Here is a 17,008-nt window from a genome sequence, read left to right as displayed (position 1 = left end):
GAGCAAAACACCAAACATAAGCCAAGGAAACAAGGCTGTCGGTGCGCTCCCAAACAATTGGCAAATAACCAAGAATATTGCGCTTCTCATGTAGCGCCTAAATGGCAAAGTTACTGCGAATTGAATAATTTAAAGATACAGCAGAAAATCTAGGCGAGTGTTGTCTTGGATCAAGTTTACCCAACAAGAACGCAGTAATTACTATTGCACGGTTTAGCACGCGGTTGCTAGCTAAGGGGAATTGGTAAAAGAGGTGAATTCAAAGTATCGCTTTATATTATTTAACGGTAGTCTGCCCCCGAGAATTATCTTCATTTTGAATGTTATTTTGGTTGGTGTCGATTTGTTGTAGATAATACGCAAGGCTTGCTTGCGACAGTTCGCCCATGCGATTTGCAACCAGCTTGCCCGAGGCATCGAAGAAAAGTGTAGTGGGTAAACCAGCTGCACCTGACTCTCGACTTAATTGACTGGCGGGATCATAAAAAACATTATCTAGCTCTAAGCCTTGTGACTGCAAAAACTCACTGACTGTTGAACTATCTTCTCCTTGATTTACAAACAAAAATGTCACCTTAGCGTGTTGTTGCTGAGCTGCTTGTAAAACTGGCATTTCTTTGCGACAAGGTGGGCACCACGTAGCCCAATAATTGATGACCAGTGGTTTTCCTTTAAATGTTTGCAGACTAATTTTTTCGCCAATACTATTGCGCACGGGGAACTGCGGCAGGCCAACTTCAGTGTTATATAAGAAGACGGCATATTTTAGCGGTCCGATTAAGCACAGTACAACTATACCGGCTTTTAAATAGACTTGGCTTATTTTACGTTTGCGACTAGACGCGACAATAAGAATAAAAACACTCGCAATCCAACCATAATAAGGAATAAACCCACCATCTCGAAGATTAAAAATCTGCCACCAATCCGCCTCATATTCAGTCCACAAGGTCAGGACAAAGGCTAGACGGGCGAATATAAATCCGATCCATACGGCAGTAAAAATTGCATCAACAGCTTGCTTTTTTTCAGGACTTTTTCGCGTAAGCCAATGTGTTGTGGCCCAGAATACGATAATGCCGATGATATTAATAAAAAGTGACACTGACAGGGCAAAAGGTCCGATGGATATACTTAACATAGGGTGTATTTATCTAGTGTTGTCATTAAGCACCAAAGAGGTAGTAACAGCTTAAGCGAATATTGCGATATTACACATGTTTTAAGGGCTAAGGTACACAGTCTTTAAAACTGGTTAATAGAGAGTTATGCTGGCTTTAAGCTTAGCGAAGTATCAAACCCATCTCCTTTTGGTAAACAAACAAAATATAGGTGTAGCTAAAATTTCTTCACAATATATAGATAGTTTTATGATTTGGTATTAGTTGAAAAGGGCTTTCTAGTTAACAATATCTGTTATACCCCAAATTCTATAAAGGCTAGTTAATTTTTTTGTCGCCGGCCCTTAGATAAGAGTCGAAGGACGGAGCTGTGTTGTCGTATTTAAACTACTGAATGTTGTCTAACGAGGTTGTGGTAAACATTGTGTAGCCTATCGAGTTTATTGCGGTCAATGTCATCATTTTGTGCAATATCTTGAATAACTTTGTCGAATTCGAACAAAGATTGACGAGTGACTGGGTTGGGAATCAAGCTTTGCATCCACGTGATTGCCGCTAAACGAGTTCCTTTAGTCACGGGGGTGACGCGGTGCAAGGAACTTGAAGGGTAAACCACTGCATCGCCCGCTTTGAGTTTGACTTTTTGCTCGCCAAAATCAGTAGATATCAGTAGTTCTCCACCTTCATAGTCCTCGGGTGAGCTTAAAAATAAGGTCATGGAGTCATCGCTGCGCATGACCTCTTGGCTATTGGGCAGGCGCATAATGGAGGCGTCCACATGGTAACCATAGGTTTCACTTTTGACGTAACGATTAAAACAAGGTGGAAATATTTTATGGGGTAATACGGCCGATACCAAGCTTGCATGTTCCCCCATTCTGGCTAATAAATTGTTAGCTAAGGCCATAACATGAGGATCTGTTGGCTCTGCCTGTGAGTTACGTTTTACATCGGCCGCCATGCCCATCGCTGTTTTTGTACCATTTCCCCAGCCTACCTTGGTCAGTATTTTGGTATATTCTGCCACTTGTTGTGGGCTAATTAATGCTTCAATAATGACCAAGGTGAGTACTCCTTTTAAGTTAAAATTTCCAACTGGCGGTGGCTCGGACATTACGTGCTTCACCGAGGTACATAAATGTGCCTGAGCGATAAGCCGCAGTCCAATATTCATTGTCTGTCACATTACCAATATTCAAACGAAAATTAAGGCTATCCGAATAATAGTAATTGGCGAACAAATCAATCACGTTATAGCTAGGCACTACGATGCTGTATTGACCAGCGTCTGCATCATAACCGGCTGCGCTGTCGGGTTGGCCGCCGAACATTTCACTTTTATACGTAAAGGATGTGCCAAAGGCGAAAGTTTCATTTGGCTGGTAACGCAACTGTAAATACAAGGATTTGTCGGCAAAATTGCTCAGGACTAAACCTACAGATGTATCGACATAAGACTCTAATATCTGGGAGTCCATAAGTGCCGCACTCATTTGTACACTGAGTTCTTCTGTAATGGCGCCTGACAATGAAAGTTCTAGACCTTTAACTCGGTTTTTGCCAGTATTTAGGGTGCCAATAGAGGCGTAGTCATCATCTCCAATACTCTCCATAACATCACTTTTGGTGATTTGAAACCAGGCAGCGGTGGCGAGCAATTTATCATCGAATAATTCCCATTTACTGCCTAGCTCAATGTTTTCGACCCGTTCAGGATCTGAGCGTTGAACTTGACTAGGGTCACCACATAATCCGCCATAACCACAACTGCCCCCTACATCAGATTCGCCGCCATTGATATTGGTTGCGGTGCTATAAGTGAGATAAACATTGGCTTCTTCGTTAATATTGTAAACAAGTCCGAGGTGACCATTGGTGAGAGTATCTGAATAGTCATAAGCTTGTTCGTTTGCACCAGCGCCCACAGTATTATCATAGTCAAAGGAGTCTGCCCGTAAGCCAAAAAACACATCAAACTCTTTGGTTAAGGCTAGGGTATTTATTATGTAGAAGGCTTGGGTTTTAACATCCATTTGTGCGTCTTTAGCACCCTTTAGAAAAGTGCGCTGTGTAACACTTTGCAGGTTGGCGTCGCTAGCGTTAACACAATAGCCGTCACTTACGCCACGTCGGCCAGCAAGACGGCAGTTTGAATCACCTAGATAGGCGATATCGTAAACGCCGTTATCCACTGATTCTTGACTGAATTCAGCCCCGAGTACCCATTTGTTTTTCAAGCCCCAAATGGTGTTGTCCCAAAAAAAGTTAAATTGACTGGCGATATAATCAATCTCTTGCCAACCTTGGTGAGTGCTTAAACGCAAGGTTGCAGCTCCAGGTGCAATGGGGTCGCTGGTATCTCTCGTGGCTGCGCCTATCCCTGTGGTGATATAACCGTTAGCTGTTTTGCCCCAACGTGTGGCATTGTAAAAGCGCATGTTTTCATTGATTTCGTAATTAGTACGCAATGTTAAGGCTTTTACTTCTGTATCTAAAAAATCTTCTTTTTGGGCATAAACCGGAATACCTTCGACCGGTTTACGGGTAGTTCTATTAAAATAGCTGCCCATATCAGGCACATCTTCAGCATTTAAATAATACGCATCGGCTACAAAATTAAGCTTTGCTGTGGGTTCGATGTAAGCTGAAAGCAACAAACCTTGGCGAGTGCTTTTTATGCCTTCACGGTTTGGCGCATCTTCACTTGCTTGCAACACATTCAAGCGCAGAGCCGTTTCGTTACTGATTGCCACGTTAGAATCAACGACAATGCGATAATGTTCGTCTGTACCAATACTGCTATCTAAACGGTTGAAGTCGTAATCTGGAGAAGCTTGCTTGGTAATGCTGTTTACGGCACCGCCCGAAGAGCCACGACCTGCAAAGGTCGAACTTGGGCCCTTGGTTATTTCAACCTGTTCGGTGGCAAAACTTTCACGGGTCGTCATGCCTGGGTCACGTAAACCGTCTACAAATATATCGCTACGCGCTTCATGACCACGGATAACATAACGGTCGCCAAAGGCATTACCATTTTCGCCCGTACCTATTGTGACACCAGATTGAGTGGCTAAAATTTCTTTAAGATCTGACTTACCCGATTCGAGAATTTGTCTTTGTGTTAATACTGATATTGTTTGCGGAGTGTCAGCAAGTTCAGCTAAGTGACGAACATCCCCTGACTTTAGTGCTCGATACGGAGACTGAGCCATTCCGAATACTTCTACTATCTCGATTTCTTTGCTTTGTGCTTTGCATTCAGTGTTTGGAAGTGTGTTGCCGTTTTCACATTCTGTTTCATTCGCTTGCACAGAAACTGCCGCGAAGGTAAAGGCAATAGCCAAGGCCTTAGAGCCCAAGTTGTCATTTTTATGCTTATTCGTTTTTTTCATCGTGTTCTCCTAACTCAATGTGTGTTGTCTTTAAGTATTAAAAGCATAATTAAAACTAAAACGCATTGCAAATGATAATTATTATCATTTAGATTAAGGGTTCAAATATTAACTTTCTGGAGATTTGATTGGCGGATTTGGTATTGGGTGAGGGGGAATTCACGACTGAACAACAGTTACTGGGCGCTTACAGATTAAGCTAAGAGCAAGACGTTTCACCGCTGAGTGTTTCGCTGCACAGAGGCTTCGCTCAGAGAGAAAAAAAAGCAATGTATTGTTAATAAAACGACTTAAAATTCTAAATCCATTAAGCTCTTACCCCAAATTTTGTTTGTCAAATAGGCTGTTTTACTATCCGCTGGGTAGTTTGTATTTCAAAGGCTTTGGTTTTGGTACTTGTTTTTTTTAAGTGATTCATTTGTTTAAAACCTATAAATCGGTAAGATAAAAATAGCTTAGGTAAGTTGCTGATATTCCACAGGCAATGTGAGCTGTATCTGATGTAAATATCAATAATTATAATGAATAGGCCATTTCATATGAATCGAAACGTGTTTGTGTATCTGTTTGTCTTGCTCAGTGTTTCGGCATGTTCAAGTGATAAAGTAGCGGTAGAAGAAAAAAAGTCCCAGGCCATGGTGGTAACGGCTAATCCTCTTGCGACTGCAGCGGGTTTAGAAATCTTACGGGCTGGTGGCTCTGCGGTTGATGCAGCCATCGCAATTGAGGCAGTGCTTAGCTTAGTTGAACCTCAAAGTTCGGGATTGGCGGGTGGTGGGTTTATGGTTCACTTTGACGCATCAGAAAATGAAATATCGGTTTATGATGGTCGTGAAACGGCTCCAGCCGCCGCAACTGCCGATATGTTTTTGCTGGATGATAATACCCCTATGGCTTATCTGAACGCTAAAAACAGTGGATTATCGACTGGTGCACCGGGTGTATTGGCCATGCTATCGCTGGCTCATAAAGATCAGGGGATATTAGAGTGGAAGAACTTATTTAAGCGCGCCGAACAATTGGCAACAGATGGCTTTAATATTTCTCCCCGCTTATACGGTATGTTAGATAATTACGGTAAATATATTCCTAAGACCCCCGAGGAAGGGCCAATTGATGCATACGAGTATTTTTTTGACGAAAATGGCCAGCCCTATCCAGTGGGACATGTACTAAAAAATCCAGAGTATGTTAAAACCTTAAAAATTGTAGCTGAAGATGTAAGTGCATTTTATAAAGGACCAATCGCCGCGGCAATCGCAGAAATGGTTCAACGTGAGCCGCGAGCAGGCCGACTTACCGCCGCAGATATTGCTAGTTATCAAGCTGTTAAACATAAGGCTCTATGCCAGCCTTATAAAAAGGTTCAGGTATGTGGACCACCACCGCCTTCGTCTTGGCTGGCAGTGGGTATGATTTTAGGTATTATAGAAAACAGTTATGGTTTCTCCGACTTAGGCGCTGCAGATCCTAAAAACTGGGCGCTTTTTGCCCAAGCACAACAATTGGCTTACGCTGATAGAGATCAATATGTCGCTGACAATCGACAAATTGATGTGCCCTTAAAAGGTTTGCTCAATCCTGATTATTTAGCCAAACGCGCCGCTACACTGACCACCGACAAAGCACTGTTGAACATCACAGCTGGTGACCCTTGGCAATATAATGGCACCACAACCACTCAGATTAGTGGTATAGACGCGACCCAAGATGTGCACGGCACTACCCACTTTGTGATCGTAGATGCACAGGGTGATGTGGTATCAATGACCGCAACGGTTGAGAGTATTTTTGGCACCACGCGTATGGTTGGCGGTATGTTTCTCAATAATCAGTTAACCGATTTCTCCTTTCAGCATACCGATAAGCAAGGTTTACCTATAGCCAATGCTGTTGCCCCCAATAAAAAGCCGCGTTCATCGATGTCACCAAGCATTGTTCTAGATGACAAGGGGCAATTTTTAATGGCTACCGGTTCGCCTGGTGGCAACAATATTATCGCTTACACCGCGAAAACATTAGTAGGAGTATTTGACTGGGGACTCAGCCCACAAGAGGCCGTTGACTTGCCAAATATGGTCGCTCGCGGTGATGTAGTGCGAATGGAAAAAGACGCAAGCTCTGATTCTTTAATTAAAGCGCTACAAGATTTTGGTCTCAATGTAGATGCGTCACGCGGTGAAAATTCAGGTTTAAGTGTTATTTTACGTAAACCAGATGGCACCCTAGAAGGCGCCGCAGATAAACGCCGAGAGGGAGTTATTGGTAGTTTGTGAGTGGTTTTTTATTGAGGGTTCTCCGCAACGGATGCTATCCGAGCGGAGCATTAGTTAGTTGATGTGGCATGGAGTTTTGAAGGGCCTCCTACAAAAGAGAGGGAATTCTTTTGTAGGAGGCCCTTTAGAGCCGAACAGCACTAAGTCCAGCCTTAATATTGACTGCTACATGGCATTTTTTACCACTAACCAACAAGCATTTATGACAGTAATTCACCCCATAAAGAATCGGCTTTGGGCATTGCAGTCGTATTACTTTTAAGACCAGCAGCCACGGCTTGAATAGCGTCGGCGATCTTATTTACGTTCGCTTCGCTCATGCACGGATGCAAACTTACCCTTACCCAACCGGGTTTTAAGTCCTGTCGCTCATCATCAAGCAGGTCGGTAATGGCTTGCGACGCACAATAATCGATGCCTAACAAATGATGACCATAGGTTCCGGCACAAGCACAACCACCGCGTGTTTCAACTTGATGTTCATTGCTCAAACGCTGAACGGCCGTCTTATAATCGACGTTCTCAAATACAATCGAGAAAATGCTGAGTCTGTCCTTATGCTGATCTGACAAAATTCGCACTCCGTGCATGTTTTCTAAGCGGCTAAACATGATTTTATTCAAAAAGTGTTCACGCTCCTCAATACGATCAACACCCATTTCTTCTTTGAGTTTGATGGCTAAAGCCGTTTTTAATGTTTGCAAAATACCCGGTGTACCGCCACTTTCACGTTGTTCGATATTCGCAATAAAGCGATGTTTACCCCAAGGATTAGTCCAAAGCACTGTGCCGCCGCCAGGTTGTTCTGGCACTTTGTTTTGGTAGAGCGAATTATTAAACACCAGTACACCAGAAGACCCTGGGCCACCTAAAAATTTGTGGGGGGAGAAAAATATTGCATCAAGCCATTCGTTGTCAGCGGGATGCATATCCATAGTCACGTAAGGACCAGACGCTGCAAAATCGACAAAACAATATCCACCGGAGGCGTGCATCATCTTTGCAATATCTCGATACGGTGTTTTTATACCAGTAACATTGGAAGCCGCGGTGATAGAGGCAAATTTAATTGTGCGATTGTGCTCTTTGATTAAGTCTTGCGCCAACCAACTTAGATCTATTTCATCGCCTTCTAGCGCTGGGATCATACGCAACTCGACTAAGCTTTCTAGCCACATCGTTTGGTTACTATGGTGTTCGCGATGCGTGATATAGACCAAGGGTTTTTGACTCATCGTTGCTAAAACAGCTTCACGATGTTGTTCATGACACCACCATCCCATTATCCGCATGAGCTTTGCTAACGCTCCAGTCATGCCGTTTCCGACATTTAGCAATACATCATCACTAGAGGCATTTACGTGGTTTTTAATATGCTTTTCAGCTTCGTGTAACCACGTTGTCATTACACGACCTGTATAGCTGTCTTCGGTGTGAGTATTGGCCATTAAGCCGCCGGCCATATTGGTAATCCGATCTTCAATAGGGCGAAACAAACGTCCACTCGCGGTCCAGTCTGCATAAACACGGTTTTGATCCTTAGGATCAAATACGATTTGGCTGGCGATTTTTCCCCAAAATTCATGGTCGCTAGCCATCTGACCAAGTGGATTTAATAACTCGCCGGTGCTGTGCATGGTAGGGGGTCACTGATTGGTTTATTTGCAACTATGATACAAGCGAGTTGCTAGAATTAAGTTTTGTTTTTACTCTAAATAACCCAGTTTAAGGGTTTATTTTTCTATTATCTTTATTTTTATAAAAATAATAAACCTCTTTATCCGGTTGGGGTAGAATTGTCTATAATTCGGTTTTACGTTTTTATAAGCACTTGACATCAAAAACCAGAAAAATCTCACTCACTAGAGCTCAGCAAAGCAGTATTTTTAAGCGAACATTAAGGATACTTTGTCAATAAGACTGCTAGGCAACTTCAACTAAGTGTTTTGCATCAACATCATTATTAGACCACCGCCTATCATAAATAAATTTTCACTCAACGATACAAAACCCAAAGGGACTTGGCTATCGCCACCTACACAGGCACATTTTAGTTCACGTTTGTCGATGTAAACCGCTTTATAAACTGAGATTGCGCCGACGCTGCCAATAAACAATGAAATAGGCGCAACCCAAATGGCTGACATTCCTGCAATCATGCCAATACCCGCATAGGCCTCTAGGAAGGGATACAGGTAGCCATAACGAATATTGCGCATAGCTAGTAGGTCGTAAGTAATAAATGAGTTGGTAAAACCAAATAAGTCTTTTAGTTTTTGCAGGGCTAACATGACCATGGATACGGCGATAAATAGCAATAGTGTGCGCGCCGAAATAAATGTTGCCTGTGCCGAGAATTGAATAGCTAAGGTCATTAAAGCTGCTATGCTAAAAATCGCAATTACGGGCGTATAAGTCGTGCCGTTTTGGCCAGCTTTGTCCATACCAAAAAACTCGCGCAGGTCGTCGTAACCACCAATGCGCTTGTCATCAATAAAGGTTTGCGGGGTAGTTTTGACCTTATGTTGCTCTTTGAACTTGTCTGTTTCGGTGCGAGAGCTCAGTTTATGATCTTCAACTTCGTAACCTTGGCGTTCGAGTAAATCTTTAGAGCGTAATCCGAAAGGACAAATATGCTGGTCGGTCACCATGCGGTGTAAAATGGCTTGCTTACTCATTTTTATCTCCTGTGTTTTATCTGCAATGTCAAAGTCGGTTTACCTTGCTTGGCTTAACCATGTCATTGTTACCCACCTTTAAATTAAGCTGGGTAATATTTACAGACTCTAAATGTCATGTAATAACACTATAAGATAGAGAGCAATAACTGTTCCAATAACTTGATATGGTATTGGATGGTAAAGAGCTTACTAGTTGAAATCGCTCGAACATGGCAGAGTTGGTTTAAGTGCCGATGGGAGCTAAACTATTGCTAAGCTTGATCGAATCTTTATTTTTTGCGTAAAAAGCAAAAATCGAATCACAAGGAAACTGACTTATGCGTGTGTTCATAAATGTGTGTTTATTTATTAGCTTAATCGGCTCGCAGTGTGCGTTTGCCCAAAGTAGTAGTTTTATCATTGAAGGCAACGACGGTACAAAACTGCAGGCCACACCTCTGGAGACGTTTAATAACGCCTGGGCGATGACTTTTTTACCTGATGGCAGAGCTTTAGTAAGCGAAAAAAGCGGTGAGATTTGGTTGTTAAGCCAAGAGGGACAAAAACTATCACAAGTGGTGCAAACACCTAAAATAGTTATGCGTGGTCAAGGTGGAATGGGAGACATCATCTTAGCCGATGACTTTGCCACATCGGGCCTAGTATATTTGTCTTATGTTGAACGTGATGCGAAAGATGATAATTTAAGTGGTGCCGTGGTTGAAAGGGCAAAGCTCACTCTGTCTGCTGAAACAGCGAGTTTGTCTGAGCGTGGCATAATTTGGACGCAAAGTCCGAAAGTGACTGGCAATGGTCATTACAGCCATAGAATCGCCCTGTCACCCGATGGCTATTTATTTATTACTTCAGGCGACAGACAAAAATTTAATCCTGCACAAAATATGGCAATGAATTTAGGCAAGGTTATTCGCTTAAATCTTGATGGGAGTGTGCCACAAGACAATCCGTTTTTTGGTAATGGCATTGTGGCTGACCAAGTATGGTCATTGGGGCATCGTAATCCTTTAGGTATTGCTTTTGACGAGCAGGGTACACTTTGGACTCATGAGATGGGGCCGCGACACGGTGATGAGTTAAACCGTATCACCCGAGCAACCAATTATGGTTATCCTTTTGTCTCTGAAGGTGAGCATTACAATGGCACCAAAATTCCCAGTCATGCCTCTATGCCTATTTTTCAGGCACCTGATTTTGCCTGGGTACCGGCTATTAGCCCAGCGGGTTTAATGATTTACCAAGGTGAGCGCTTCCCTGCTTGGTCGGGCCATGCTTTTATTGGTGGTTTGTCATCTCAAGCATTGGTCAGAGTAGATTTGGGACAAAAATCGACGGGGGCAAATAAAAAGCCTAGCGAAGCTGCCCGTTATGAATGGGGTAAACGTATACGTGAAATTGAGCAAGGGCCAGATGGCCTAATTTACGTATTAGAGGATTCCACTGGCGGACGCTTACTCAAGCTTGAACCAATGTAAAACTGCAAGGATAATATTTGTAAACAATCATAAAAAAAGGCTTATTGCCTTCTTTATGATTGTTTCGTTTTATCAAATTTTTCGGCTGTGTAGGCAGCGCCAACTCATTTCTAAAAGTACTGCATTTGAGTACTTAATTCAGCTAAAGTTAGTGGTGCTCTTCTTGGGAAGATTGCACGCTTAAACCTTCGGCTCGAACCACTGGGTAGCCTTGATTCATCCATCCGAAAATACCTTCGTATAACACCGCAGTATTGTTAAAACCTAACTCTGTCAGTTGCTCAGTTACGTATTCCGCTGCCGCTCGTGGGCATGAACAGTAAGCGACTATTTGTACATCTTTAGGCAGCTCACCGACGCGGTTTTGTAGTTCTGAATAATAGGGAAAAGGTACTGAGCCTGCCAAATGTGCTCGCTGCCATACTGATGTTACTCTGGTATCCAATAAGACCATGCGCTTTTTGGCTTGCATGGCAGCAAACAGAACAGTAGACGAGATAAATTTGCCATCTTGCAGTTCAAATTCAGGATCGTCACCTTTTGGGTTAATAACATATTGGTCGGGTGTGGGCAGCGCACGTAATTGTACTTGAGTGATTTTTGCATCACTGGCTTTACTGCGTATATAAGCCGTAACGTTATCGATATCGGCTGTGGATAGCCTATCTGCAAAAGGTAACATGGGGGTGCCATCACGGCCTTTTTCGATAGCGTAACGAATGAATTCATCTTTATTGTGGACCAAAAATGATTGATTGGCTAAAGCTGGAGCAGTAATACCTTCGCCATTTTTACCATGGCAACTACTGCAGTTTGTTTGAAAAACTTTTTCGCCCTGCACGATATCGCCAGACACTGGGTTTTCACTCAGTTTTACCCGCTCTGCGCCCGATTGCCAAAATAACCAGTAGGTCAGATCCCAAGTTTCATCTAATGTCATTGGGCCACCGACTTCATCTAAATAACCGCCCATTGCCGTACCCTGACGACCATAAGACATAGGACGCAAAATGGAATGAGGTACACCTGACTCAAATAAACTTTTACTGCGTAAGGAGGGGGCATGATCGTTTTTGTGGCCTTCACGATTTTCACCGTGACACAAGGAACAGTATTTTTGGTAGTTGCTGGCGGCTAGTTCGGCCTGCTCAGGGCTAAGTTCTCGAGGCGGCGGCTCTTTTTCATAGCTTCGTTCAGCTAAAACTGAAAACGAAACACCCAGATATCCAACTGCCAACCAGACAAAAGCGGAAAGATTTTTCACTGTGTAGCTCCTTGTGATTTTTTTAATGCTATTTGTATGCTGTGTGAATCCAAAGCATAAGCAATTTTTCTATTTGACGCCAGAGACTCGCGCTTAGTAATCTGCGACGAGAGTAGCGCAATTGCTGGACAAAGACTATTCGCTCGCCTGATGAATAAGGCATGCTGATATACATCGAAGAAAAGATGAAATTTTCAATAGAGATCACAAAGATAGATGTGCCTACTTACACGATTTTTATTGCGTCCAAAGTTGCATGAGCACTATATCCAGTTCTAATAATTTTTAAAACCAAGTAAAACTCACAATTAAAAAATCCAGTGATATTTTATCACTGGATTTTTATTGATGTAGATAAAAGTGTAAGTTGATAAGTGGCTCATCAGGTTCAGTCGCTGATGTTTAAACTGGCACTTTATTCAGCCTTACTTTTTTTACTTTGTAAGGAGAATAATGCACTTGCCTTAGGCAAGGGATAGCGTTGTTTGCCAAGTAAAATATAGATAAAACAAGATAAACCAAGGCCAATGACGAGTGCGCCTACCCACTGTATTTGAATAAATTGTAAGCTGAAAAGTACCGTCAATAACATCATTAAAAAACCATGCAATATTATATAGTTGTGTTTACCAAAACGCGCTACGGTGAGGTTTAGGTTGTCGGAGTACAGTCTGATCAGGGAGTCTAAGGAGTTAATCACAAATACCACACCCACAAACACCATGGCGTAATTTATTAGACCAGAGGTTTTTAGGCCTTTCAGGTGAAACAAATACAGCACGCTAAACCACAGTCCTATTGCCAATGACGGCCATACCAGCATGGAAAAAAACAGCCAAACAGTGCGCATATTACCGACAAACCGTGAGGTAAATTGGCCGATCATAATGCTCCAAGCAAACCACCAAAACAGATAAAAGGCGTGGTAATCATTGATGGGCAAGATAAAACGGTCTAAATGGGCGAAGTAATCTGTCAGTAGGGGAAGGGTATTAAAGTAGTCTGGCGCTGATACCTTAGCAGACATGAAGGCGATACTGCCGAGTCCAATAATCAGGGCAAAAAATAAGGTGCCAGATGACAGGCTTAGAATTTTAACAAACTTAAGATCTGTACTTGAGTAAACCGCTAACAGGATAGTGACCCCCACGATGAGGGCATAGTACCAAGGGAAACCGTCAGTGGCTGCAATACTGGGCAAATACCAACTCAGATTGGCAAACAGCAAATGCGCGGTGAAGGCGCAGGTGCCAATGATGACCAGATTATTGATCCACTTGACCCAAGTGATTTCAAAAAACTTTACTTTGGGTTCAATGGCGCAAAAGTAAAAGCAGGTTACAAAATAGATAGCCCAAACCAGAAAGCCCCAAAAGCCAAACTCGATGGCCAAGGGATTACTAAAGGTGTATTCATTGTTCGCTTTAAGGTTGGCATAGACCGGAAACTCGGTTAACGGGAACATGATCAGCCCTACATCTAGCCCAGAGGTAAATAAAATGGCGATAAAGGTTAGGGTGGATACTGGATAACGACCATGCAGTTTTAGTCGGCCCCAACGCACTAGGATAAAGACTACTAGTGCCATAAAAAAGAGCATACCAAAACTGACTAACATCATCATGAGCTAGCTCGTTTTGCTTTTCCTGGGCGTTGAGCTTGCTGCCAATTTGTATCGCTATAAACCTCTACGCTGGCTGAGGGCAGTACTTGCTGCTTGATAATATCAGCGGCACGTTCTGCTACCATGATGGTAGGGGCATTCAAATTACCGTTAGGCAAGGTTGGAAATACCGATGAGTCCACTACACGCAGCCCCTGTAAACCGCGCACCCGCATGTGCGGATCGACAACGGCGTTGACATCATCAATCGCTCCCATACGGCAAGTACCACTGGGATGATAAGCACTTTCTACCGAACTACGTACAAAGGCATCTATCTGCTCATCAGTGACCACGTCTTGACCGGGCTGTATCTCTTCGCCGCGATACTTATCCATAGCGGGCTGAGCAATAATTTCCCGAGATAAACGCACGCAAGCGCGAAATGCTTCGATATCATCTTGATGCTGTAAGTAATTGAATTGAATTTTAGGTGGGGTAAAAGGGTCGGCATTGCTGACTTTCACCCAGCCGCGGCTTTTAGGTTTATTGTGGCCAATGTGTAATTGGAAACCATGACCGTCAAACGCTGATTTACCATCGTAACGCATGGCTGCAGGCAAAAAGTGATATTGCAAATCAGGCCATTCAACCCCTGCTTTAGAGCGAATAAACCCGCAAGATTCAAAGTGATTGGTCGCACCTAAGCCCGACTTAAACAAAATCCAGCGCACGCCAATAGCCAGCTTACTGAGGGGACCCAATTTACTGTTTAAACTGATAGGCTGTTTGCATTGATACTGAAAATAAAACTCGAGGTGGTCTTGCAGGTTCTCACCGACGCCCGGCGATTCGTGCTGGACCTTGATCCCAGCCGCAGACAAGGTGTCACTGCTGCCAATCCCTGATAATTGTAATATATGCGGCGAACCAATAGGGCCGGCACTTAAAATAACTTCTTTGTTAACGAGAAAACGGGTTTGGGTTTTTCCTTCATACAGTTCAACACCCACCGCTTTTTTATCTTCTAGTAATACGCGGTTCACTTGAACCCCAGTTAAGACAGTGAGATTTGGCCGTTGCATAGCCGGTCTTAAATACGCGTTAGCGGTGGACCAGCGAACGCCATTTTTAACCGTCATGTGCATGGCACCAAAGCCTTCTTGCTGGAAGCCATTATAGTCGTCGGTGCCCATATAGCCGGCATCAATTCCAGCGTCGATAAAGGCTTTGTATAATGGGTTTTGCATCTTATTACCGTTATTGACCGCTAACAAGCCGCCTTTAGCACGATAGTCATCGGCGCCAAACGCCCAGTCCTCGGCTTTTTTAAAATAAGGTAGACAGTGCCGATAATCCCAATCTTGGGCGCCGTGTTGATGCCATTCATCAAAATCTCGCGCATGACCACGCACATAGACCATACCGTTAATCGAAGAGGAGCCACCTAATACTTTGCCGCGAGGGCAGTGCATTTCACGATTATTTAAAAAGGGCTCGGGCTGTGTGTGGAATTGCCACGCGTATTTTTTACTGTTCATTGGGATAGATAGGGCGGTAGGCATCTGAATGAAGATACTGCGATCTGAGCCCCCTGTTTCTAACAATAATACAGAGGTATCAGCATCTTCTGTTAGCCGGTTAGCGAGCACACAACCCGCTGAACCGGCACCTACAATGATGTAGTCGTACGTCTTATTAACTGGCATTAGAATGGCCCTTCGAGCTTGTTCATTCCCACATAAATGGACTTGGTTTGGGTATAGGATCTGAAGGCTTCAATACCATTTTCGCGACCAATTCCAGACTGTTTGTAGCCGCCAACTGGCATTTCGACTGGTGAATTACCATAGGCATTAATCCAACAAATCCCTGCCTCTAATTGCGCAATAACCCGATGGGCACGGCGAATGTCTTTACAAAAAACACCTGCAGCAAGGCCAAAATCACTATTATTGGCTCGTTGAATAACTTCGTCTTCGGTCGCAAACTTGAGTACTGACATAACAGGTCCAAAAATTTCTTCACGGGTAATCCGCATGTCATCAGTACAATCAGTAAAAATAGTCGGACCAACAAAAAAACCGTTTTCGCAGCCCAGTGGTTTGATACGTTCACCGCCAAAAGCCAGTGTGGCGCCTTGGTCTTTACCTAATTGAATATAGTCCAGCACCTTATGCATGTGGCTGCTTGATATTAATGCGCCCAAATTCGTTTTGGGATCCAATGGATTACCCACGATAACGTTGTTTTTGCTACGCTCTAATAGACGTTCCAAAAAAGCGTCATAGCAATCTTGGTGCACAAAGACGCGCGTACCATTGGTACATACTTCGCCTTGAGTGTAAAAATTACCTATCATGGCGCCGGTTACAGCCTCATCGATATCGGCATCGTCAAACACGATCAAGGGAGATTTGCCACCGAGTTCCATAGTGACTTTTTTCAGGGTTCCGGCTGCAGCAGCCATGACTTTTTTGCCGGTGCCCACTTCGCCGGTTAACGAGACTTTGGCAATAGCGGGGTGTTCAACCATATAGTTGCCCACTTTGCCGTCACCGTGCACGACATTAAATACCCCTGCAGGTACACCGGCTTCAATAAGTATTTCTGCTAATAAAGTGGCGCCCCGTGGCGTTTCTTCTGAAGGTTTAAATATCATGCTATTACCGGCAGCAAGCGCTGCAGCGGCTTTCCAGCAAGCAATTTGCAGGGGATAATTCCATGCACCTATACCAAAACACACCCCTAAAGGCTCATGTCGGGTATAAAAAAAGTCATCGCCGACACTTTGCTGCTCGCCCATCATTGAGGGGCACAAATTAGCAAAGTACTCGATGGCGTCTGCACCGGTTTGCACATCAACGACAGCTGCTTCTTGCCAAGGTTTACCGGTATCTAACACCTCGACTCTGGCCAACTCATCGTTGCGCTCTCGCAAAATTGCGGCGGCCCGTTGCAGTATCCTCGCCCGCTCAATGGCGGGAGTCTTGGACCATTTGATAAAACCTTGCTGGGCACTTAACAAAGACTGTTCTAACAAGGCTTCACTGGCAGCCTCGACGGCGTAAATAATCTCGCCAGTCGCCGGATTGATCACATCGAAACAAGTATTGTCGTTATGACTGACATAACGGCCATGAATGAAATTTTTAAGTAGTGTAGAGGACAACGATGACTCCCATTTATAGTGGCAATG

Annotated in this window: 11 protein-coding genes; 2 read left to right on the top strand and 9 right to left on the bottom strand. The window is 43.7% G+C overall.

The window, feature by feature from the left end; genetic code table 11:
* Positions 1–277: 277 nt before the first annotated feature.
* The 3 genes from ABKW31_RS07435 to ABKW31_RS07425 all read right to left on the bottom strand — a co-directional run bounded on the left by ABKW31_RS07435 (position 278) and on the right by ABKW31_RS07425 (position 4,513).
* Positions 278–1,141 (bottom strand): TlpA disulfide reductase family protein, encoded by an 864-nt coding sequence (locus ABKW31_RS07435; RefSeq protein WP_348615686.1) that lies wholly within the window; start codon positions 1,139–1,141, stop codon positions 278–280.
* A 362-nt stretch (positions 1,142–1,503) separates the two neighbouring features.
* Complete coding sequence (locus ABKW31_RS07430) at positions 1,504–2,184, bottom strand: Fe2+-dependent dioxygenase (RefSeq protein ID WP_348615685.1); 681 nt, start codon at positions 2,182–2,184, stop codon at positions 1,504–1,506.
* Positions 2,185–2,203: 19 nt separating this feature from the next.
* Positions 2,204–4,513, bottom strand: coding sequence for a TonB-dependent receptor (locus ABKW31_RS07425; protein ID WP_348615684.1), 2,310 nt, complete (start codon positions 4,511–4,513; stop codon positions 2,204–2,206).
* Positions 4,514–5,052: 539 nt separating this feature from the next.
* Between ABKW31_RS07425 and ABKW31_RS07420 the strand changes: the two genes are divergently transcribed.
* Positions 5,053–6,789 (top strand): gamma-glutamyltransferase family protein, encoded by a 1,737-nt coding sequence (locus tag ABKW31_RS07420; RefSeq protein WP_348615683.1) that lies wholly within the window; start codon positions 5,053–5,055, stop codon positions 6,787–6,789.
* A gap of 200 nt (positions 6,790–6,989) precedes the next feature.
* On the opposite strand, the gene ABKW31_RS07415 is transcribed toward ABKW31_RS07420, so the two are convergent.
* The gene (locus ABKW31_RS07415; protein WP_348615682.1) at positions 6,990–8,426 is read right to left on the bottom strand and encodes an aminotransferase class V-fold PLP-dependent enzyme; all 1,437 of its coding nucleotides are present in this window, start codon (positions 8,424–8,426) and stop codon (positions 6,990–6,992) included.
* Between the two features lie 300 nt (positions 8,427–8,726).
* Positions 8,727–9,467 carry a glutaredoxin gene (locus ABKW31_RS07410; RefSeq protein ID WP_348615681.1) on the bottom strand — a complete coding sequence of 247 codons (741 nt, stop codon included), beginning with the start codon at positions 9,465–9,467 and terminating at the stop codon, positions 8,727–8,729.
* Between the two features lie 320 nt (positions 9,468–9,787).
* Between ABKW31_RS07410 and ABKW31_RS07405 the strand changes: the two genes are divergently transcribed.
* Positions 9,788–10,942: a PQQ-dependent sugar dehydrogenase gene (locus tag ABKW31_RS07405; protein ID WP_348615680.1), complete on the top strand. Its 1,155-nt coding sequence runs from the start codon at positions 9,788–9,790 to the stop codon at positions 10,940–10,942.
* A gap of 148 nt (positions 10,943–11,090) precedes the next feature.
* Here the strand turns inward: ABKW31_RS07405 and ABKW31_RS07400 are convergent, their stop codons facing one another.
* The 4 genes from ABKW31_RS07400 to betB form a co-directional block, all read right to left on the bottom strand.
* Positions 11,091–12,206: a c-type cytochrome gene (locus ABKW31_RS07400; RefSeq protein WP_348615679.1), complete on the bottom strand. Its 1,116-nt coding sequence runs from the start codon at positions 12,204–12,206 to the stop codon at positions 11,091–11,093.
* Between the two features lie 415 nt (positions 12,207–12,621).
* A complete protein-coding gene (locus ABKW31_RS07395) occupies positions 12,622–13,830 on the bottom strand; it encodes a BCCT family transporter (protein WP_348615678.1) in 1,209 nt (402 codons plus the stop codon).
* Positions 13,827–15,518 carry a choline dehydrogenase gene (betA, locus tag ABKW31_RS07390; RefSeq protein ID WP_348615677.1) on the bottom strand — a complete coding sequence of 564 codons (1,692 nt, stop codon included), beginning with the start codon at positions 15,516–15,518 and terminating at the stop codon, positions 13,827–13,829. Before betA ends, ABKW31_RS07395 begins: the two co-directional genes overlap by 4 nt.
* Positions 15,518–16,981, bottom strand: coding sequence for a betaine-aldehyde dehydrogenase (gene betB / locus ABKW31_RS07385; RefSeq protein ID WP_348615676.1), 1,464 nt, complete (start codon positions 16,979–16,981; stop codon positions 15,518–15,520). Before betB ends, betA begins: the two co-directional genes overlap by 1 nt.
* Between the last annotated feature and the right edge of the window lie 27 nt (positions 16,982–17,008).

This window comes from Paraglaciecola sp. 25GB23A (assembly GCF_040012495.1).
Lineage (GTDB): Bacteria > Pseudomonadota > Gammaproteobacteria > Enterobacterales > Alteromonadaceae > Paraglaciecola.
Note: the sequence above shows the minus strand (reverse complement) of the source record. Positions and strands in the feature narration are given on the sequence as shown.